The following is an 18,422-nucleotide window of genomic DNA, read 5'->3' on the forward strand; positions in this document are numbered from 1 at the left end:
TGTCGATAACTATACCGGTATAGTTATCGGCATGGTCGAGTTGAAATCCGCCACCGAGCTGGACGCCATGCGCGAGTCCGGCCGTGTCGTGGCGCAGACGTTGCAAGCGGCGAAAGAGGCGTCGGCGATCGGCGTGAGCCTGAAAGAGCTGGACGAGATCGCCGCGCAGGTGATCAGGGACGCGGGCGCGAAGCCGTCGTTCCTCCACTATCGGCCACATTCCGCGCCGACTCCGTTCCCGGCCGTGATCTGCGCGAGCGTCAACGACGCCGTGGTCCACGGCATCCCGTCGGACTACCGCCTGCGTGACGGTGACCTGGTCAGCATCGACGCCGGCGCCTACATCGACGGCTGGCACGGCGACGCGGCGATCAGTTACGTCGTCGGCGAGGCCGATCCCGCCGACCTCGAACTCATCGCCACCACCGAACGCGCGCTGGCCGCGGGCATCGCCGCCGCTCAGGCGGGCGGCAAGATGGGCGACATCTCCCACGCCGTCGGCACTGTCGGTCGCGAAGCGGGCTACGGCCTCCTCGTGCACCACGGTGGTCACGGAATCGGCCGCAGCATGCACGAGGACCCGCATCTGCCGAACGAGGGCAGGCCGGGCCGCGGCATGCGGCTCCAGCCGGGGCTGGTGCTGGCGATCGAGCCGATGCTCATCGCCGACGGCCGCGACGCCTACCGGACCGACGACGACGGCTGGACGTTGCGCACCATTCGTGGCGCCAGGGCCGCGCACGTCGAACACACGGTCGCGATCACCACAGAAGGGCCGCGCGTGCTCACGATGTTGTAGAACGGAAGGATGAGCGACTTCATCATCCGCCAGGGTGGTTCTGGGGACTTCCAAACGCTGCTGGACATGTTCGACGAGGTCGTCGCGTGGCTGGCGTCGCGCGGCAGCGAAGGGCAGTGGGGGACCGAGCCGTGGTCCACGATCCCGAAGCGGGTCGAGCGGGTCCGCGGGATGGCCGACGGGCCGGGGCTGTATCTCGCCGAAATCGACGGCGAGGTGGCCGGGGCGATCATCCTCGGTGACCGTTTCCCGCATGTCTCGCCGGTCGACGAGCCGGAGATCTACATCGGCCTGCTGCTGACCTCGCGCCGGTTCACCGGTCACCGGGTCGGCGCGCGGCTCATCGAGTTCGCGCTGGCCGAGGCGCGGGAACGCGGCATCGGGCTGGTGCGGGTCGACTGCTGGGCCGGCGGCGACGGCGACCTGCAGCGTTATTACGAGAGCCAGGGCTTCAAGCCGACGGAACGCTTCGACGTCAAAGGCTGGATCGGGCAGGTGCTCGAGCAGCGTCCGTAGGACTGGCGTCCTCGCGGCTTCCGGTGCACCATAGTTGACACATCGCCAACAGTGCCCCGGACAGTGAAGTCGCAGAGGAGACCGGCATGGCCAAGCGTGAACGTTCCCTGGCGGGCAAGGTCGTCGTGATCACCGGAGCGGCGCAGGGCATCGGGGCCAGTACCGCGACGGCGCTGTCCCGGCTCGGCGCCAAGGTGGTCATCGGCGACCTGGACCAGGTCCTCGCCGAGAAGACCGCCGCCGAACTGGGCGCGGAGGCGCTGCCGCTCGACGTCACCGACACGAAGGGCTTCACCGAGTTCCTCGACGAGGTCGAGCGGCGCGTCGGCCCGATCGACGTGCTGATCAACAACGCGGGCATCATGCCGCTCGCGCCGCTCGACGAAGAGGACGACGCGGCGACCCGCAGGCTGCTGGAGATCAACCTGCACGCGGTCATCCACGGCACCAGGGAAGCCGTGAAACGGATGCGCCCGCGTGGTACCGGCCACATCGTCAACATCGCGTCCATGGCGGGGAAGGCCGGATTCCCCGGCGCGGCGACCTACTGCGCGACGAAACACGCCGTCGTCGGGTTGTCGGAGTCGGTTCATCTGGAATTGCACGGGACCGGCGTGCTGGTGTCCTGCGTGATGCCCGCGGTGGTGCGCACGGAACTGGCCAGCGGGCTCGGCGAGGCGAAGTTCTTCAAATCGGTGCAGCCCGAAGATGTGGCGCAGGCCATTGTCGAAGCGTTACGCCGTCCCAAGTTCGACGTCTTCGTTCCCGCATCGCTGGACGCCATGGGCAGGATCACACGGCTGCTTCCGCGTCGTCTCGGCGAAGGACTGCTCCGTGCGCTCGGCGGGGACAAGATTCTGTCCTCCGCAACGCATTCCTCCGCTCGTGCGGAGTACGAATCGCGGGCCGCGCGCAGCGCCCCGGCGGCGGAAAAGGGCGCCGATTCTTAACTCGGACGGCCTAGCGACTGTCCGAAATGGACGACGTGTGACGGCGGCGGTGTTGAGTAGTGCGCCCCCAGGCGGCAAGATTACGTCTTACCGCGTTGATTCCCCAGGAGGCACACCATGGCCACACCCCCGGCACGGCTCGCCGCCGCCGCGTCGAACGTCGTCGGGAAGGTGCTGCACGGTGGTGTCGCGGATCTTCGCCCGGTGCCGCGCGTCCTGATCGACCAGGGGCCCAACCGTTCCCTGTACCGGCTGACGAACGGCAAGGAGCCCCAGTCCGGCCCGCCGGTGCTGCTGGTTCCGCCGCTGGCCGCGCCCGCGCTGTGCTTCGACCTGCGCCGCGGCTGCAGCCTCGCCGAGCACCTGGTCGAGGGCGGCCGCAACACGTACCTGGTCGACTACGGGAACGTCGCCTTCTCCGACCGGCGCCTCGGTATCGAGCACTGGATCGAGGAGGTGCTCCCGCGCGCGATCCGCAAGGTCAGCGAGGACTCCGGCGGCCAGGGCGTGCACGTCGTCGCCTGGTGCCTCGGCGGGATCTTCTCCCTGCTGACCACCGCGGACCAGCCGGATCTGCCGATCGAGTCGATCGCGACCATCGCGGCGCCGTTCGATTTCACCGCGATCCCGCTGATCGCCCCGTTCCGCCCGCTGGTGGACCTCACCGGCGGCCACCTGCTGACCCCGTTCTACCGGGCGCTCGGCGGCGCACCGTCCTATTTGGTCAGCCGCGTCTTCCGCGCCACCGGGATCAGCAAGGAGATCACCAAACCCCTTGCCATCCTGAAGAATCTCGACGACCGGGACTACCTGGCGCAGATCGAGGCCGTCGATCACTTCATGGACAACATGATCGCCTACCCCGGCCGGACGTTCGGCCAGATCTACCACCGGTTCTTCCGCGCCAACGACCTCGCCGAGGGCACGGTCGATCTCAACGGCCGCATCATCGCGTTGTCCGGGGTGAAGGTGCCGACGCTGGTCATCGCCGGGCAGAACGACACGATCGCCCCGCGCGCCGCCGTCGAACGGCTCACCGAGCTGCTGGACAACTCGCCGTCGGTGACCTTCGAGACCGCGCCCGGTGGGCACCTGGGCGTCCTCACCGGCCGGAAGGCCCGCGGGACGACGTGGCGCTACCTGGACCGTTTCCTGGACGAACAGACCTCGTGAGTGGCAAGGACGGTTAGAACCGTCCTTGCCACTCACGAGGCCCAGTGCTTACTTGAGTTCCGCGCTCGTCTTGCCGAGGATCCGGCGCGCCACGATCAGCTGCTGGATCTGTTGCGTGCCTTCGAAGATGTCCAGGATCTTCGCGTCCCGGCTCCACTTCTCCAGCAGCGATTCCTCGGTGTAGCCCAAGGTTCCGGCCAGCTCGACGCATTTCAGCGTGATCTCGACGACCGACCGGCCCGCCTTCGCCTTGGCCATCGAGGCCTGCAGCGAGTTCGGCTTGCGGTTGTCGGCCATCCACGCCGATTCCATGGTCAGCAGGTACGCCGCTTCGTAGTCGGCCTCCAGCTGCAGGAACGTCGCGGCCGCGGCGTGCTGGCTGTGGACGGGCTTGTCGTAGTCGATGGTCACGCCGGCGTCGGTGAGGATCTTCCGCGTCTCTTCCAGTGCCGCGCGGGCGACACCGATGGCCATCGCGGCGACCAGCGGACGGGTGTTGTCGAAGGTCTGCATGACCCCGCGAAACCCTTGGCGGTGTCGATCTCCGGCGTACCGAGGAGATTCTCCTTGGGCACACGGACGTTTTCGAAGCGCAGCACGGCGGTGTCGGAGGCGCGGATGCCGAGCTTGTGCTCGACGCGCACCACCTCGAAGCCGGGCGTGCCCTTCTCGACGACGAACGACTTGATCGCCGCGCGGCCCTTCGTCTTGTCCAGGGTGGCCCAGACGACGACGGCGTCGGCGCGTTCGCCCGCGGTCACGAAGATCTTCTCGCCGTTGATCACGTACTCGTCGCCGTCGAGGCGCGCGGTCGCGGTGATCGCGGCGGAGTCCGACCCGCAGTCCGGTTCGGTGATCGCCATCGCGGCCCACAGCCCGGAGAACTTCTTGAGCTGCTCGTCGGTGGCGACCGAGCCGATGGCGGCGTTGCCGAGCCCTTGGCGCGGCATGGACAGCAGCAGACCGACGTCGCCCCAGCACATCTCGATCGTGCCGAGCACGATGTTGAGGTTGGAACCGTTGCGGTTGCCCGGTTTCTCGTTCTTCTCGGACCGGCGGACCCCCGCCGCGCCCGCGCCGCCCTCGCCGGAGGAGTTCAGCCCGTCCAGCAGCGCGGCGAACATGTCGAGTTCGGCCGGGTAGGTGTGCTCGGCGCGGTCGTACTTGCGCGAGATCGGCCGGAACACCTCGGCCGCGGCCTGGTACGCCTGGTTGATCAGGGTGCCGGCCTTCTTCGGAACCTCAAGGTTGATCATGATTGCCTTTCGAAAGTCCTAGAGAAGGACGGCGCCTTCCATGACGCCGATCGCGCGGAGGTCGCGGTACCAGCGTTCGACCGGGTGCTCCTTGACGAACCCGTGCCCGCCGAGCAGCTGCACCCCGGCGCTGCCGATCTGCATTCCCTTGTCGGCGGCCAGTTTCCGGGCCAGCGCGACCTCGCGGGCGTACGGCTTGCCCTGTTCGGCGCGGGCGGCGGCGCGGAGCGCGACCAGCCGCAGTCCTTCCAGTTCGATGGCGATGTCGGCCACCGAGAACGCGACGGCCTGCCGGTGGCTCACCGGTTCGCCGAACGCCTTGCGCTCGTTGACATACGGCACCACGTAGTCGAGGACGGCCTTCGCGGTACCGGCGGCCAGCGCGGCCCAGCCGAGGCGCGAGAGCCGGACGACCTCGGTGAAGACCTCGGCCTTGCCGCCGCCGAGCAGCGCTCCGGCGGGCAGGGCGACCTTCTCCAGGTGCAGTTTCCCGGTCGCCGCGCCGCGCAGGCCCATCGCCGGTTCGGACTCGATGGTGACGCCGGAGTTCGAAGACTCGACGAGGAACAGCGCCGGTCCGCGTCCTTCGAGGTCGGCCGACACGATGAACAGCTCGGCGTCCGCCGCGCGCGGGACCAGCGACTTCACGCCGTCGAGCTGGTAGCCCTTCGGCGTGCGGCGGGCCTTGGTGGCCGGCTTGAACGGGTCGAACAGCGCGGTGCGCTCCTGCAGCGCGAGCGCCGCGGCCGGGACGTTCTCGCCGACGAACGCGGGCAGGTAGTCCGCCTGCTGCTGCTCGTCGCCGTAGGACACCAGCGCGGTGCTGACCGCGGACGGCGCGAGCACCGCGACCGCGAGCCCCAGGTCGCCGTGCGCGAGGGCCTCGGCGACCAGCGCGTTCGTGACCACCGACCGCTCGGTGCCGACGCCGCCCAGCTCCTCGGGGATGCCGACGAGCGTGATGCCGAGTTCCGCGGCGCGGCTCAGCAGGCCCTCGGGGGCATGGAGCTTCGCGTCGGCGTCGGCCGCGGCGGGCCGCAGCTGCTCGGCCGCGAACTCCGTCACGGTCTCGACGATGAGCTGCTGATCCTCACTCGGGGTGAGGTCGAACAGTCCGGTGTCCTCGGCAGGCGCGAGCCGCGCGGGTTTGCCGAGCTTCTGTGCGGATTTGAAGGTCCGTCCCGCCGCGCCCGCGACCCGGAAGCCGTTGCGCGTCCCGGCACTGACCAGGTTCTGCACGGGCTTCCGAAGTCCGGCCCGTTCAATGACCTTGCTCCCGGCCAGCCGGGTGAGCGCGGACAGGCCAAGGCCCATCGCGTCTCGTTTCCTAGGCGCACCCACGGTGAGTCTCCCTGCCTCGCTTACCTACTCGTGAGTAGGTTAACTCCCCTCGGGCGGATGCGCTACCACGGGGGAGGCGAACGTCACGCCGATGAGTGATTCCGAGGGTGGAGGAGTCCAGGATTACTCACGAGCTTGCGCCTCTCGAACAGCACCAGCGCCACCGCCGCCACCGCCACGACACCGACCAGCACGATCGCCGGCACCAGTTCCAGCAACGGCGTCGCCGCCAGCAGGACCGCCGCGAGCACCAGCCGTTGCGGGTTCCACGAGCCCAGGTTCCGCCGCCGCAGCCCGCTCAACGCGATCAGATAGAGCGCGAGCCCGCCGGTGAGCGCCCAGATCGGCGTCCCGTGCAGACCGTCGGCGAGCGAGTGGTGCTCGGTGTCGGACACGTACAGCAGCGTCTTCTTCAGCCCCAGCGCCACGAGCACGATCCCGGCGATGAGCGGGAGGTGCAGGAACGTGTAGGTGTCCGTCCCGATCTGCACCCGCTCGACGCCCTCGGCGCGTTTCAGGTTGCGCTCGGAAACGTGCGCGACGACGGCGAAGTACATCCACCACATCGCCGAAGCGAGCGTGAGCCCGAAGACGGCGGCCAGCGTGATCGGCCAGGACATCGGATACGAGCTGATCCCGATGCCGATCGCCACGATCGACTCGCCGAGCGCGATGATCACGATCAGCCCGAATCGCTCGGCGAAGTGGCCGGGCTGGTGCAGCCGCCAGTCCGAGGAGCGGGTCCGGAAGACGTTGACGTAGTCGGCCAGCAGCGCGACGGCCCAGATGCCGAGCTGCACCCAGCCCGAGAAGAAGGCCGCGACGGTCAGCAACGCCACGCTCGGCAGCAGCCCGACGAACATCTTCAGGACGACCTTGCGCAGCTCCGGATCGGTCCGTGCGGCGCCGAAGTACGCGGTGAGATGCAGCAGCCGCACGAGGAAGTAGCAGCCGACGAACATCAGCGGCGCGTACAGGCCGCCGGGCAGGTCGGTGAACGCCTCCGGGATGGTCAGCGAGACCAGGAACATCGTCCCCATCGCGGCGAACATCGCGAGCTGGGCGATGCCGCGGTCGACGTGCAGGGTGTTGGCCAGCCAGGCGTAGGCGCACCAGCACCACCACAGCACGGCGATCATCGCGACGCCCCGCCCGATGCCGAGCGGGGTGAGGTGATCGGCCATCAGCTGAGTGGTCTGGGTGATGGCGTAGACGAAGACCAGGTCGAAGAAGAGTTCCAGCGTGGTGACCTTGTGGTCTTCGTCCCGGGTCACCAGATGCAGGCCGCGTTTCGTGGGCACGCGCATATCGTGCACCGCCTGCCTTCGCGGGACACGCGAGTTTGCTAAGAGCTGACTTTCAGGACGGCGTGTGTCAGCGCGGTCAGCTCGGCCTCGAAGTTCGGGCGGCCGTTGACGCGCCGGGTGCGGGCGAGGTCGTTCGCGATGGTCAGCGCCGCGTGCACGGTGATCTTCACTTCGCGCAGGCTCAGTTCCGGGTGGACTTCCGAGGTCAGCGCGATCCAGCGCGCGACGTAGTCACGCTGGACCCGGATCAGGTCCGCCTTGTCGCGTTCCGGCAGCTCCATGGGACTGCCGGAGAAGGACACCAGCAGCTCGGGCGTGCGCAGCAGGGTGTGCACATAGGACGCCGCCAGCCTGCGGAGCGCGTCGCGTTCGTCGTCGGTCCGCAACGCGCGTTCCGCGGCGAGCGCCAGCCGGTCGGCCGCTCGATGCCCGATCGCCACCATCAGCGCGGCCTTGCTGGGGAAGTGCCGGTACACGCTCGGCCCGGCGATCCCGGCGGCCGCGCCGATCTCCTCCATGCTCACCGAGCGGAAGCCGCGTTGCCCGAACAGCTCGGTCGCGGCGGCGAGGATCTGCTCGCGCCGGGACGGCTCGCCGAGCGCCATCGACGGCGTCTCCTCCGGCGTCTCCTCGGGTTCGGGGAGTGTGACATGCAGCACCGACTCCGCCAGCTGCACGAGGATCTGCGCGAAGCGTTTCTTCGCCACGGACGTGTGATGCACGGAGACGCTGCCGAAGACGCTCAGCCCGGCCCAGCACAGCAGCTCGGCGTCGTCGGCGGTCAGTTCCGGACGCAACGCGCGCAGCGCCTTGGACCACGCTTCGAGTACCGCGCCGGACCGGCGGCGGATCTCACGCCGTTCCTCCCGGGGCAGATGCCTGCCCTCCCAGCGCCACAGCGCGGCGACCTCACGCCGCTCCACCGCCTGCGCGGCGAGGGTGCCCAAGAGGGCGTTGACCTGGGCGGGAACGGGGAGACCGTCGGCGAGCGTCTCGGTGGTGGCCGCCTCCATGTCGTCGATGCCGGACAGCACGACGTAGGACAGCACGGCCTGCTTGTCCGCGAAATGCCGGTACAGCGCGGGCCCGGTGATCCCGGCCGCGGCGGCGATGTCGTTGATGCCGACGCCGTGGAACCCGCGGGCGCGAAAGAGCTCCGCGGCGAGGCCTGCCAGCTGGGCCTTGCGGTCGCGCGGTCGGGCTGAACGCTCGGTCGGGTGATCCATAGGTGAACACACGATAGCGCCGGTTGCGTGCATCGCAACCCATTGACACCATGGGGTTATCGCGGTTTATGTTAATCGGCATTAGCATGACTACTGGCCGGTACGTTTCATCCTGTTACAGCGCCGTACGCGGAGGAGTTTTTCTGTGAGTAGCGAGGCCTACATCTACGAGGCGATCCGTACGCCTCGCGGCAAGAACAAGGGCGGTGCCCTCCACGGCACCAAGCCGGTCGATCTCGTGGTCGGCCTCATCGAAGAACTGAAGGTCCGGCACCCGAACCTCGACCCCGCCGTGATCGACGACATCGTCCTCGGCGTCGTGTCCCCGGTCGGCGAGCAGGGCGCCGTGATCGCGCGCACCGCCGCCTTGAACGCGGGCCTTCCCGAGTCCGTCGCCGGTGTGCAGCTGAACCGCTTCTGCGCCTCCGGCCTCGAAGCCACCAACACCGCCGCGCAGAAGGTGCGTTCCGGCTGGGACCAGCTGATCATCGCCGGCGGCGTCGAGTCGATGTCGCGCGTGCCGATGGGCTCCGACGGCGGCGCGCTGTTCATGGACCCGGCCACCGCGTACGACAACTACATCGTCCCGCAGGGCACCGGCGCCGACCTGATCGCGACCATCGAGGGCTTCTCCCGCGAGGACGTCGACGCGTGGGCCGTGCGTTCGCAGGAGAAGGCCGAAGCGGCCTGGTCCGGCGGCTACTTCGCGAAGTCCGTCGTCCCGGTGAAGGACATCAACGGCGTCACGATCCTCGACCACGACGAGCACCGTCGCCCGGGTAGCACCATCGAGGGCCTTGGCAAGCTCAAGCCCGCCTTCGCCGGCATCGGCGAGCTGGGCGGCTTCGACGCCGTCGCGCTGCAGAAGTACCACTCGGTCGAGAAGATCGACCACGTCCACACCGGCGGCAACTCGTCCGGCATCGTCGACGGCGCCGCCGTCGTCCTGGTCGGCAACGAGCAGATCGGCAAGGACTTCGGCCTGACCCCGCGCGCCCGCATCGTGGCGACCGCGACCGTCGGCTCCGAGCCCACGATCATGCTCACCGGCCCGACCCCGGCCACCGAGAAGGTCCTCAAGATCGCCGGTCTCACCCCGGACGACATCGACCTGTGGGAGCTGAACGAGGCCTTCGCCTCGGTCGTCCTCAAGTGGATCAAGGACCTGCACCTCGACGAGGAGAAGGTCAACGTCAACGGCGGCGCCATCGCGATGGGGCACCCGCTGGGCGCCACCGGCGCGATGCTGGTCGGCACCGTCGTCGACGAGCTGGAGCGCCGTCAGGCGCGCCGCGCCCTGGTCACCCTGTGCATCGGCGGCGGCATGGGCGTCGCGACCATCATCGAGCGGGTCTGAGGAAGAGACAATGACTGAAGCGAAGACCATCCGCTGGGAGCAGGACGCCGACGGCATCGTCGTGCTCACCCTGGACGACCCGAAGCAGTCCGCCAACACGATGAACGCCGACTTCCGCGAGTCGCTCGGCGTCGTCGTCGACCGCCTGGAGGCGGAGAAGGACAACATCACCGGTGTCGTCCTCACCTCGGCCAAGAAGACCTTCTTCGCCGGCGGCGACCTCAACGACCTGATCCAGGCCAAGCCGGAGCACGCCGCCGAGATCACCCAGAGCAGCTCCCTGATGAAGGGCCAGATGCGACGGCTCGAGCAGCTCGGCAAGCCGGTCGTGGCCGCCATCAACGGCGCCGCGCTCGGCGGCGGCCTCGAACTCGCGCTCGCGACGCACTACCGCATCGCCGCCGACGTCAAGGGCAGCCAGATCGGCCTCCCCGAGGTCACCCTCGGCCTGCTCCCCGGCGGCGGTGGCGTGGTCCGCACCGTACGCCTGCTGGGCATCCAGAGCGCGCTGCTGAACGTGCTGCTGCAGGGCCAGCGGCACCGCCCGGCCAAGGCCAAGGAACTCGGCCTCGTGCACGAGCTCGTCGGCACCGTCGAGGAACTGGTCCCGGCCGCGAAGGCGTGGATCAAGGCCAACCCCGAGGGCGGCGTGCAGCCGTGGGACGTCAAGGGCTACAAGATCCCGGGTGGCACCCCGTCGAACCCGAGCTTCGCGGCGAACCTGCCCGCGTTCCCGGCGAACCTGCGCAAGCAGATCAAGGGCGCCAACATGCCTGCCCCGCGGGCGATCCTGGCCGCGGCGATCGAGGGTTCGCAGGTTGACTTCGACACCGCGATCACCGTCGAGACCCGCTACTTCATCAGCCTCGCCACCGGCCAGGTCTCGAAGAACATGACGAAGGCGTTCTTCTTCGACCTGCAGAGCATCAACTCCGGCGGCTCGCGTCCGGACGGCTTCGAGAAGTACACCGCCAAGAAGGTCGGCGTCGTCGGCGCGGGCATGATGGGCGCCGCGATCGCGTACGTCTCGGCGAAGGCCGGTATCGACGTCGTGCTCAAGGACGTCACCCTCGAAGGCGCCGAAAAGGGCAAGGGCTACGCGGTCAAGCTGGAGGAGAAGGCTCTCTCCCGCGGCAAGACCACGCAGGAGAAGTCCGACGCGCTGCTCGCCAAGATCAAGCCGACCGACAAGGCGGAGGACTTCGCCGGCGTCGACTTCGTGATCGAGGCCGTCTTCGAGAGCGTCGAGCTGAAGCACAAGGTGTTCCAGGAGATCGAGGGCATCGTCAACCCCGACGCCGTGCTCGGCTCCAACACCTCCACGCTGCCGATCACCGCGCTCGCCGAGGGCGTCCAGCGGACCGAGGACTTCATCGGGATCCACTTCTTCTCGCCGGTGGACAAGATGCCGCTGGTCGAGATCATCTGCGGTGAGAAGACCTCGCCCGCCACGCTGGCGAAGGTCTTCGACTACACCCTGCAGATCAAGAAGACCCCGATCGTCGTCAACGACAGCCGCGGTTTCTTCACCTCGCGCGTCATCGGCACGTTCCTGAACGAGGCCGTCGCCGCGCTGGGCGAGGGTGTCGAGCCGGCGTCGATCGAGCAGGCCGGTTCGCAGGCCGGGTACCCGGCCCCGCCGCTGCAGCTGATGGACGAACTGACCCTGACGCTGCCGCGCAAGATCCGCAAGGAGACCCGCGAAGCGATCGAGGCCGCCGGCGGTACCTGGAACGCGCACGCGTCCGAGGGCGTCATCGACCGGATGGTGGAGGAGTTCGACCGCAAGGGCCGTTCCACCGGCTCGGGCTTCTACGACTACGACGAGTCGGGCAAGCGGACCGGTCTCTGGCCGGGTCTGCGCGACGCGTTCAAGTCGGGCAGCGCCGAGGTCCCGTTCGAGGACCTCAAGGAGCGCATGCTGTTCGCCGAGGCGCTCGAGACCGTGAAGTGCTTCGACGAAGGCGTGCTCACCACCGTCGCCGACGCCAACATCGGCTCGATCTTCGGCATCGGCTTCCCGGCGTGGACCGGCGGTGTCATCCAGTACATCAACCAGTACGAGGGTGGCCTGCAGGGCTTCGTCGACCGGGCCCGTGAGCTGGCGGAGCGCTACGGCGACCACTTCACCCCGCCCGCTTCGCTGGTCGAGAAGGCCGCGAAGGGCGAGATCTACGAGTAAGCACGTGCCAGGAAAGGCCCCTTCATCGCAAAATTCGCGATGAAGGGGCCTTTCCTGTCATCCGGGGCCTAGCGCGACGACGGTTCCAGCGCCACGTGCGGCAGCCGCCGGTCCAGCCACTGCGGCAGCCACCAGGCGCGTGCCCCGAGCAGCCGCATCACCGCGGGCACCACGAGACAGCGGATCACGAACGCGTCCACCAGCACCGCGACCGCCAGCCCGAGCCCGAACTGCGCCAGCATCCGGTCGGGGTTGAGCAGGAACGCCCCGAACACCACGATCATGATCGCCGCCGCGGCCGTGATCACCCCGCCGGTGGAGGCGAGTCCTTCGCGGACCGCGTGGCGTGCGTCGCCGGTGCGCCGCCACTCCTCGTGCATCCGGGACACCAGGAACACCTCGTAGTCCATGGAAAGCCCGAACACGATCGCGAAGATCAGCACCGGCACGAACGCCTCGATCGGTCCCGCCTGTGCCCCGAACAGGCCGTCGCCGAACACCGCTGTCATCACGCCGAGCGCGGCGCCGATGCTCAGCAGGTTCAGCACCGCCGCCTTGAGCGGGATCAGGATCGAGCGGAAGACGACCATCAGCAGCAACGCCGACAGGCCGACGACCACCAGCACGAACAGCGGCAACCGGTCTCCGACGGCGTCCGCGAAGTCCACCGCCGCCGCGACACTCCCGCCGACCAGGTACTTGCCCGGCAGCCCCGGCAGAACCTCGGTCCGCAGCCGCTCGACGAGTTCAGCGGTCGCGGCGTCCTGCGGCGAAGACGCGGGGAAGGCGAGAACCGTCGTGACACCCTGGCCCATCGGCGGTGTCACCTCCGCGATCCCTGGTGTGGCTTCGAGTTTCCGTTGCAGCGCGGCACCATCGCCGTTCTCGGTGACCACGATCAACGGCTCGCTGAACCCGGGGCCGAAACCCTCCGCCATCAGGTCGTAGGCCTGCCGGGTGGTCGACGCCTCCGGGTCCGTGCCCGCGTCGGCGAATCCGAGGCGCATGCCCAGCGCGGGCAAGGAAAGCCCGATGAGGACGAGCAGCCCGATCGCGAGCGGCACGATCGGCCGCCGTTGCACCGCGTCCCCGAGCTTGCCCCAGGCCTTGCCGTGTTCGCGTTTCGCGGCATGCTTGCGGATGCCCTTTTCCAGGCGGCGCCCGAAAAGCGAAAGCAGCGCGGGAAGCAGGGTGATCGAGGCGAGCATCGTCACGAGCACGGTCAGCGCGACTGCGAGAGCGACCCCGCGCAGCGATCCGAGGCCGAGCGCGAGCAGGCCGAGCAACGCGATGATCACCGTGCCACCGGCGAACAGCACCGACCGGCCCGCGGTGTCCAGCGCTCGCCGCGCCGCCTGCTCGCGGTCGAGACCACCGAGGATTTCGCCGCGATAGCGGGAAAAGATGAGCAGCGCGTAGTCCACGCCGACGCCGAACCCGACCAGCATCATCAACGGCGCCGTGTAACTGGCGATGTCGACGAACCTGCTGACGAGCACGATGACGCCGAGCGTGCTGCCGACGGCGAAGATCGCCGTGATCACCGGGAGCCCGGCGGCGAGGATCGAGCGGAACAGGAAGACGAGGATCACCAGCGCGGCGAGCAAGCCGACACCCTCCGACGGGCCGCCGCCCCCGCTGGTCCGCTTGATCGGCTCGCCTCCGAGTTCGACCTGGAGCCCGGCGGTCTCCGCCTTCTTCGCGGTGTCGACGACACGCACGATGTCGTCGTAGGGCAGATCTTTCGATTCCAGGTCGAAAGCGACCGCCGCGTAACCGATCGTGCCCTCACGCGAGATGGCGGACGGGGTGTCGAAAGGACTCGTCACCGATTTCACGTGTGGCTGGTTCCGTACTTCGGCGAGCATCGTGTCGATCGGTCCGCGTGCGGTCGCGAGCCCGCTCTCGGTCTTGAAGACGATCTCGGCCGTCGCGCCGGTCTGTGCGGGAGCCTGCGCTTGGAAGAGGTCCATGATCTGCTGGGATTCGGTGCCCGGCAAGGAATGGTCGTCGTGATAGGCGCTGCCCGCCAGCTGCGAGCCCAGCGTGACACCGACGAGGGTGAGCAGCCAGAGCGAAACGGCGAGCCAGCGGTGGCGCTGAGACCAGCCCGCCAGCTTCGAGAGACCGCCCCCAGGCCGCCTCTCGGAAAGAGTGATGGTGTCCATGGCGGAAAGCATCGGCTTTTCCCAGCCGCATAGCGTCGGGCCCGGGCGGGCACTCGGGCCGCAACTTCTGGGTACCCCTAAGGCGCTTCCCGTACTACCGGGGTTGTGGTCACGGGGTCAACCAGCGCGGGGTGACCATGCCCGATTCATAGGCCAGCACGACGAGCTGCGCGCGGTCACGGACGTCCACCTTGGTCATGATCCGGCTGACGTGCGTCTTCGCCGTCGCCGGGCTGAGCACGAGTTCCTTCGCGATCTCGTCGTTGGACAGGCCTGCCGCGACGAGGCTCATCACCTCGCGTTCCCGCTCGGTGAGCCGGTTCAGGGTGGGCGAGGGGGCCGGCCGGTCCACCCGGCCGGCGAACTCGGAGATCAGGCGGCGCGTGATCGACGGCGCGAGCAACGCGTCGCCCCTGGCGACCACGCGGACACCGTGGATCAGTTCCTCCGGTTCGGTGTCCTTGACGAGGAACCCACTGGCACCCGCGCGCAACGCGCCGTAGACGTCCTCGTCGAGGTCGAAGGTGGTGAGGATGACGACCTTGGTCCCGGCCCGCGCCGGGTCGCCGAGCAGATGCCGGGTCGCGGTGAGCCCGTCCATCACCGGCATCCGGATGTCCATCAGGACGACGTCGGGTTCGTGTTCGCGCGCGGCTTCGAGGGACTCACGCCCGTCGGCCGCCTCGGCGACCACACTGATGTCGTCCTCACTGTCCAAAATGGATTTGAAGCCGGCGCGGACCAGCCGTTGATCGTCGACCAGCAGGACCCGGATCATTTCTTCACCCGCAAGGGAAGCCGGGCGCGCACCCGGAAGCCGCCGTCCTCGCGCGCGGCCGCGACGAGTTCGCCACCGAGCGCCTCGGCCCGTTCGGTCATGCCGCGGATCCCGTTGCCGGGCTCCGCCGCGCCTCCCCGGCCGTCGTCGTCGATCTGCACGGACACATCATGGGGTGTGTAGCCGATCCGCACCACGACGGTGTTCGCGGCGGCGTGGCGTGCGACGTTGGTCAACGCCTCCTGGACGACACGGAAGGCGGCGTGTTCGACGTCGGGCGGCAGCTCCGTCGCCGTGCCGTCGATCTCGGTCCGGACGGTCAGCCCGTGCGCGCCCGCCGACTCGGCCAGTTCGGCGACCCGTGCCAGGCTCGGTGTGTCCGCCTGCCGCAGCATCCCCAGTGTGGCGCGGAGTTCGCGCAACGCCTCCTTGCTGGTCTGTTTGATCGTGGTCAGCGCCTCCTCGGCTTTCGCCGGATCCTTGCCGTGCAGGGCCGCGCCCGCCTGGACGTTGATGAGCGCCAGGTTGTGGCCGAGGACGTCGTGCAGTTCGCGTGCGATCCGGAGGCGCTCGTCGGTGGCCCTTCGCCGCGCTTCGGCCTCCTTGGTGCGCTCGGCCTCTCGGCGGTAGTACGTCACGGCGCCGACCGCGACCAGCGCGAGGAACCAGCCCGCCATCAGCAGGAACGCGAAGTTGTCCACCTGACGTGACGCGCCGGCCGCGGCTTCGCCGATCGCGACGCCGCCCATCGAGGCCGCCGCGACGACTGCCGCGCTCCGGATCCGCCCGGTCGAGGCGTTGTTGTACAGCGCGAAGGCGAACGCGAGCAGGACGAAGCCGTCCGGATCGGTCTGCGGGTAGTAGACCGCGCAGCAGGCCGCGGTGAAGATCGCGACGGGGAGCGGGTACCGGCGGCGCAGGAACAACGCCGCGCAGGCGAGGACCACGCAGACCCAGCCGACGGCCGCGTTGCGCGGTGTCTCCGCGCCGGCTCCGAGCGAGACCACGACGGAACCCGCGATCACCGCCACGGTGACCGCGATTTCCGCCGCGTACCGCCGCAGGATCGCCACACGACGAGAGTAGCGCGATCCGAGCCGATTGACAAAATGGATTTTTACGTTCAAACTCATTTTTGTGATCAAGGGTGTGGCGCCGTGAAGGATGTGGAGTACCTCGATCGGCTGGAGCAGGCGGAGGCGTTGCTCAAGCCGCAGCGGGTGGATGTCCTGCGGCAGCTGGCGGAGCCGCGGTCGTGCACCGAGGTGGCGACGGTGCTGGAGCAGACTCCGCAGCGGGTCTACTACCACGTGAAACGACTGGTGGAAGCCGGTCTCGTGAAGCAGGTGTCGGAGCGGAAGGTGCGCGCCGTCAGTGAGGGCGTGTACCAGGCGACCGCCCGTTCGTACTGGCTGTCACCCGGGCTGGTCGGACGGCTCGGCCCGCGGGCGGCGCGGGACGAGCTGAGCCTGGGGTACCTGGTGGACCTCATGGAGGAGGTCCAGGCGGACGTCGCCGCGCTCGACAGGACCGCGCCGGAGCTGCCGTCGATCGGCGTTTCCGGCGAGATCCGGGTGGAGCCCGAGCGGCGCCAGGAGTTCCTCGACGAACTGAAGACGACTTTGCAGGATCTGTTCACCCGCTACGGCGGAGCGGAAGGCGACGCCTTCAAACTCGCCGTGGCCTGTTACCCGAAGGGAGATGCCCGTGACTGAACCGACGAGGTTCCAGGTGCGCCTGCGCGCGCCGATCGACGAGGTCTGGCACGCGCTGACCGATCCCGGGGCGCTGTGCGAGTGGCTCGCCGAGTACGCGGAAGTCGACCTGCCGTCCCGGTACGAGTTCTGGGGGCGCTACACACCGGATGGCGATCGTCCGCGCCAGCGGCTGTTGCTGGCCGAGGGCAACGTCCTGCGGTTCGCGTGGACCGTCGGCGGCACGGAGACCGTCGTCGAGATCGCGCTGTCGGAGGACGGGGACGGGACGTCCCTGTCGTTCAGCCAGAGCGGTCTGCCGGATTACACCGCGATGCTGGCCGATTCGGATTCGGCGCTCGGCATGATGTACACGTACTGGGCGCTGTCCATCGCGAACCTGGCCGACCACGTCGAAGGACGGCCGCTCACCGCCCGCTGCGACCTCACCTCCCCGCTCATGAGCGAGGAAGTGCGCATCGACGCGCCGCGAGGTGAGGTGTATTCCTCGATCGCCGATCCCGCCGTGTTCACGCGCTGGTTCGGCGCCCGGATCGAGGCGGAGACCGAGGTCGGCGGCCGCTGGGCGATGGGGTCATTGGAGATCGACCCGGATCCGGCGAAGATCGTCGATCTGGTGCCCGGCTCGAAGATGACGCTCGCCTATCAGGACGGTGTCGTCGCCTCCTGGGAACTCGAGGATTCCGAGGGCGGCACGAAGCTGACGTTCGTCCAAAGTGGATTTTCCGAGGAGAAGCCGCCCTACGGTTCGTGGATGGGCTGGCTCAGTGGTTTGGCGGAACTGCGCAGGTTCCACGAGATCGACCCGTGGCTTCCGCTGTGGGCCGACGTCCGCCTGGAAGGAATGCCCGAAGGACTCATCACCCTGGAAGGAAAGTAGGAGGAAGCGATGTTGCTCGAAGGCAGGAACGCGATCATCTACGGGGCGGCCGGCGGAATCGGGAGCGCGGTGGCTCGCGGATTCGCCAGAGAGGGCGCGACCGTCCACCTCACCGGCCGCACACTGAAGAAGCTCGACGCGGTGGCCGACGAAATCCGGACGGCGGGCGGAAAAGCCGAAACGGCGGAGTTCGACGCGCTGGACGAGGCCGCCATCGACGAGCATGCCGCGTCGGTGGCTTCCACGGCGGGCAGTGTCGACATCTCGATGAACGTGATCACCCACAACGACGTCCAAGGCACTCCGCTCGTCGAAATGTCGATGGAGGACTTGGAAAGCCCGGTCCGGACGGCGGTACGGACGAACTTCCTGACCGCACGGGCGGCCGCTCGGCACATGATCGGGCAGGGGTCCGGGGTGATCCTGATGTTCGGTGGCGACGGTGACCCGCTGCCGGGCTACCACCTCGGCGGTTTGCAGGTCGCGTTCAGCGCGATGGAGGCGTTGCGGCGAGGGCTGGCGTGCGAACTCGGGCCGCAGGGCGTCCGTGTCGTGACCCTGCGCACCGGCGGGATCCCGGAGACGATTCCGGCGGGCGCCGGGCTCGACGACGCCATCCGTGACATGGTCGATGCGACCATGCTCAAGCGGACGGCGTCACTCGAAGACGTCGCCCGGGTCGCCGCCTTCGCCGCATCGGATCACGCACGCAGCATGACGGCCACGGCGCTGAATATCAGTTGCGGCACGATGGTCGACTGACCCACCAACCGC

General features: G+C 68.5%; 15 protein-coding genes and 1 pseudogene. 9 read left to right on the forward strand and 7 right to left on the reverse strand.

What is annotated here, in order from left to right:
- The first annotated feature begins 31 nt into the window (after nucleotides 1-31).
- The 4 genes from map (at nucleotide 32) to MJQ72_RS15975 (ending at nucleotide 3,438) form a co-directional block, all read left to right on the forward strand.
- Nucleotides 32-799, forward strand: coding sequence for a type I methionyl aminopeptidase (gene map / locus MJQ72_RS15960; protein ID WP_240599895.1), 768 nt, complete (start codon nucleotides 32-34; stop codon nucleotides 797-799).
- 9 nt (nucleotides 800-808) lie between these two features.
- Complete coding sequence (locus tag MJQ72_RS15965; RefSeq protein WP_240599896.1) at nucleotides 809-1,315, forward strand: GNAT family N-acetyltransferase; 507 nt, start codon at nucleotides 809-811, stop codon at nucleotides 1,313-1,315.
- An 86-nt stretch (nucleotides 1,316-1,401) separates the two neighbouring features.
- Nucleotides 1,402-2,265: an SDR family oxidoreductase gene (locus MJQ72_RS15970; RefSeq protein ID WP_240599897.1), complete on the forward strand. Its 864-nt coding sequence runs from the start codon at nucleotides 1,402-1,404 to the stop codon at nucleotides 2,263-2,265.
- Nucleotides 2,266-2,382: 117 nt separating this feature from the next.
- Nucleotides 2,383-3,438 carry an alpha/beta fold hydrolase gene (locus tag MJQ72_RS15975; protein ID WP_240599898.1) on the forward strand — a complete coding sequence of 352 codons (1,056 nt, stop codon included), beginning with the start codon at nucleotides 2,383-2,385 and terminating at the stop codon, nucleotides 3,436-3,438.
- 48 nt (nucleotides 3,439-3,486) lie between these two features.
- Here the strand turns inward: MJQ72_RS15975 and MJQ72_RS15980 are convergent.
- From MJQ72_RS15980 to MJQ72_RS15995, 4 genes and pseudogenes are all read right to left on the reverse strand, one after another.
- Nucleotides 3,487-4,694: pseudogene (locus MJQ72_RS15980) on the reverse strand (acyl-CoA dehydrogenase family protein).
- 18 nt (nucleotides 4,695-4,712) lie between these two features.
- Nucleotides 4,713-6,008: an acyl-CoA dehydrogenase family protein gene (locus MJQ72_RS15985; RefSeq protein ID WP_240599899.1), complete on the reverse strand. Its 1,296-nt coding sequence runs from the start codon at nucleotides 6,006-6,008 to the stop codon at nucleotides 4,713-4,715.
- Between the two features lie 110 nt (nucleotides 6,009-6,118).
- A complete protein-coding gene (locus tag MJQ72_RS15990) occupies nucleotides 6,119-7,342 on the reverse strand; it encodes a low temperature requirement protein A (RefSeq protein ID WP_240599900.1) in 1,224 nt (407 codons plus the stop codon).
- A 38-nt stretch (nucleotides 7,343-7,380) separates the two neighbouring features.
- On the reverse strand, nucleotides 7,381-8,568 hold the full coding sequence (locus MJQ72_RS15995) for a TetR/AcrR family transcriptional regulator (protein WP_240599901.1): 1,188 nt from the start codon (nucleotides 8,566-8,568) through the stop codon (nucleotides 7,381-7,383).
- A 145-nt stretch (nucleotides 8,569-8,713) separates the two neighbouring features.
- Between MJQ72_RS15995 and MJQ72_RS16000 the strand changes: the two genes are divergently transcribed.
- Both MJQ72_RS16000 and MJQ72_RS16005 read left to right on the forward strand, forming a co-directional pair.
- A complete protein-coding gene (locus MJQ72_RS16000) occupies nucleotides 8,714-9,925 on the forward strand; it encodes an acetyl-CoA C-acetyltransferase (RefSeq protein ID WP_240599902.1) in 1,212 nt (403 codons plus the stop codon).
- A 10-nt stretch (nucleotides 9,926-9,935) separates the two neighbouring features.
- Entirely contained in the window at nucleotides 9,936-12,107 is a 2,172-nt protein-coding gene (locus MJQ72_RS16005) for a 3-hydroxyacyl-CoA dehydrogenase NAD-binding domain-containing protein (RefSeq protein ID WP_240599903.1), read from the forward strand.
- 68 nt (nucleotides 12,108-12,175) lie between these two features.
- On the opposite strand, the gene MJQ72_RS16010 is transcribed toward MJQ72_RS16005, so the two are convergent.
- From MJQ72_RS16010 to MJQ72_RS16020, 3 genes are all read right to left on the reverse strand, one after another.
- Nucleotides 12,176-14,275 carry an MMPL family transporter gene (locus MJQ72_RS16010; RefSeq protein ID WP_240599904.1) on the reverse strand — a complete coding sequence of 700 codons (2,100 nt, stop codon included), beginning with the start codon at nucleotides 14,273-14,275 and terminating at the stop codon, nucleotides 12,176-12,178.
- A gap of 109 nt (nucleotides 14,276-14,384) precedes the next feature.
- Nucleotides 14,385-15,053, reverse strand: coding sequence for a response regulator transcription factor (locus MJQ72_RS16015; protein WP_037341177.1), 669 nt, complete (start codon nucleotides 15,051-15,053; stop codon nucleotides 14,385-14,387).
- The gene (locus MJQ72_RS16020; protein ID WP_240599905.1) at nucleotides 15,050-16,126 is read right to left on the reverse strand and encodes a sensor histidine kinase; all 1,077 of its coding nucleotides are present in this window, start codon (nucleotides 16,124-16,126) and stop codon (nucleotides 15,050-15,052) included. Before MJQ72_RS16020 ends, MJQ72_RS16015 begins: the two co-directional genes overlap by 4 nt.
- Before the next feature lie 84 nt (nucleotides 16,127-16,210).
- Between MJQ72_RS16020 and MJQ72_RS16025 the strand changes: the two genes are divergently transcribed.
- From MJQ72_RS16025 to MJQ72_RS16035, 3 genes are read left to right on the forward strand one after another with little or no spacing between them, the layout of a single operon-like run.
- Nucleotides 16,211-16,768, forward strand: a complete 558-nt coding sequence (locus MJQ72_RS16025; RefSeq protein WP_240599906.1) for a helix-turn-helix domain-containing protein — start codon at nucleotides 16,211-16,213, stop codon at nucleotides 16,766-16,768.
- Nucleotides 16,755-17,648 (forward strand): SRPBCC domain-containing protein, encoded by an 894-nt coding sequence (locus MJQ72_RS16030; RefSeq protein WP_240599907.1) that lies wholly within the window; start codon nucleotides 16,755-16,757, stop codon nucleotides 17,646-17,648. Before MJQ72_RS16025 ends, MJQ72_RS16030 begins: the two co-directional genes overlap by 14 nt.
- A 9-nt stretch (nucleotides 17,649-17,657) precedes the next feature.
- The gene (locus MJQ72_RS16035; RefSeq protein ID WP_240599908.1) at nucleotides 17,658-18,410 is read left to right on the forward strand and encodes an SDR family NAD(P)-dependent oxidoreductase; all 753 of its coding nucleotides are present in this window, start codon (nucleotides 17,658-17,660) and stop codon (nucleotides 18,408-18,410) included.
- Nucleotides 18,411-18,422: the final 12 nt, after the last annotated feature.

Source organism: Amycolatopsis sp. EV170708-02-1, from assembly GCF_022479115.1.
Taxonomy (GTDB): Bacteria; Actinomycetota; Actinomycetes; order Mycobacteriales; family Pseudonocardiaceae; genus Amycolatopsis.

Coding starts and splice junctions, on each gene's coding strand:
- map (WP_240599895.1), top strand. CDS start 32: ATGGTCGAGTTGAAATCCGCCACCGAGCTGGACGCCATGCGCGAGTCC.
- MJQ72_RS15965 (WP_240599896.1), top strand. CDS start 809: ATGAGCGACTTCATCATCCGCCAGGGTGGTTCTGGGGACTTCCAAACG.
- MJQ72_RS15970 (WP_240599897.1), top strand. CDS start 1,402: ATGGCCAAGCGTGAACGTTCCCTGGCGGGCAAGGTCGTCGTGATCACC.
- MJQ72_RS15975 (WP_240599898.1), top strand. CDS start 2,383: ATGGCCACACCCCCGGCACGGCTCGCCGCCGCCGCGTCGAACGTCGTC.
- MJQ72_RS15985 (WP_240599899.1), bottom strand. CDS start 6,008: ATGGGCCTTGGCCTGTCCGCGCTCACCCGGCTGGCCGGGAGCAAGGTC.
- MJQ72_RS15990 (WP_240599900.1), bottom strand. CDS start 7,342: ATGCGCGTGCCCACGAAACGCGGCCTGCATCTGGTGACCCGGGACGAA.
- MJQ72_RS15995 (WP_240599901.1), bottom strand. CDS start 8,568: ATGGATCACCCGACCGAGCGTTCAGCCCGACCGCGCGACCGCAAGGCC.
- MJQ72_RS16005 (WP_240599903.1), top strand. CDS start 9,936: ATGACTGAAGCGAAGACCATCCGCTGGGAGCAGGACGCCGACGGCATC.
- MJQ72_RS16010 (WP_240599904.1), bottom strand. CDS start 14,275: ATGGACACCATCACTCTTTCCGAGAGGCGGCCTGGGGGCGGTCTCTCG.
- MJQ72_RS16015 (WP_037341177.1), bottom strand. CDS start 15,053: ATGATCCGGGTCCTGCTGGTCGACGATCAACGGCTGGTCCGCGCCGGC.
- MJQ72_RS16030 (WP_240599907.1), top strand. CDS start 16,755: ATGCCCGTGACTGAACCGACGAGGTTCCAGGTGCGCCTGCGCGCGCCG.
- MJQ72_RS16035 (WP_240599908.1), top strand. CDS start 17,658: ATGTTGCTCGAAGGCAGGAACGCGATCATCTACGGGGCGGCCGGCGGA.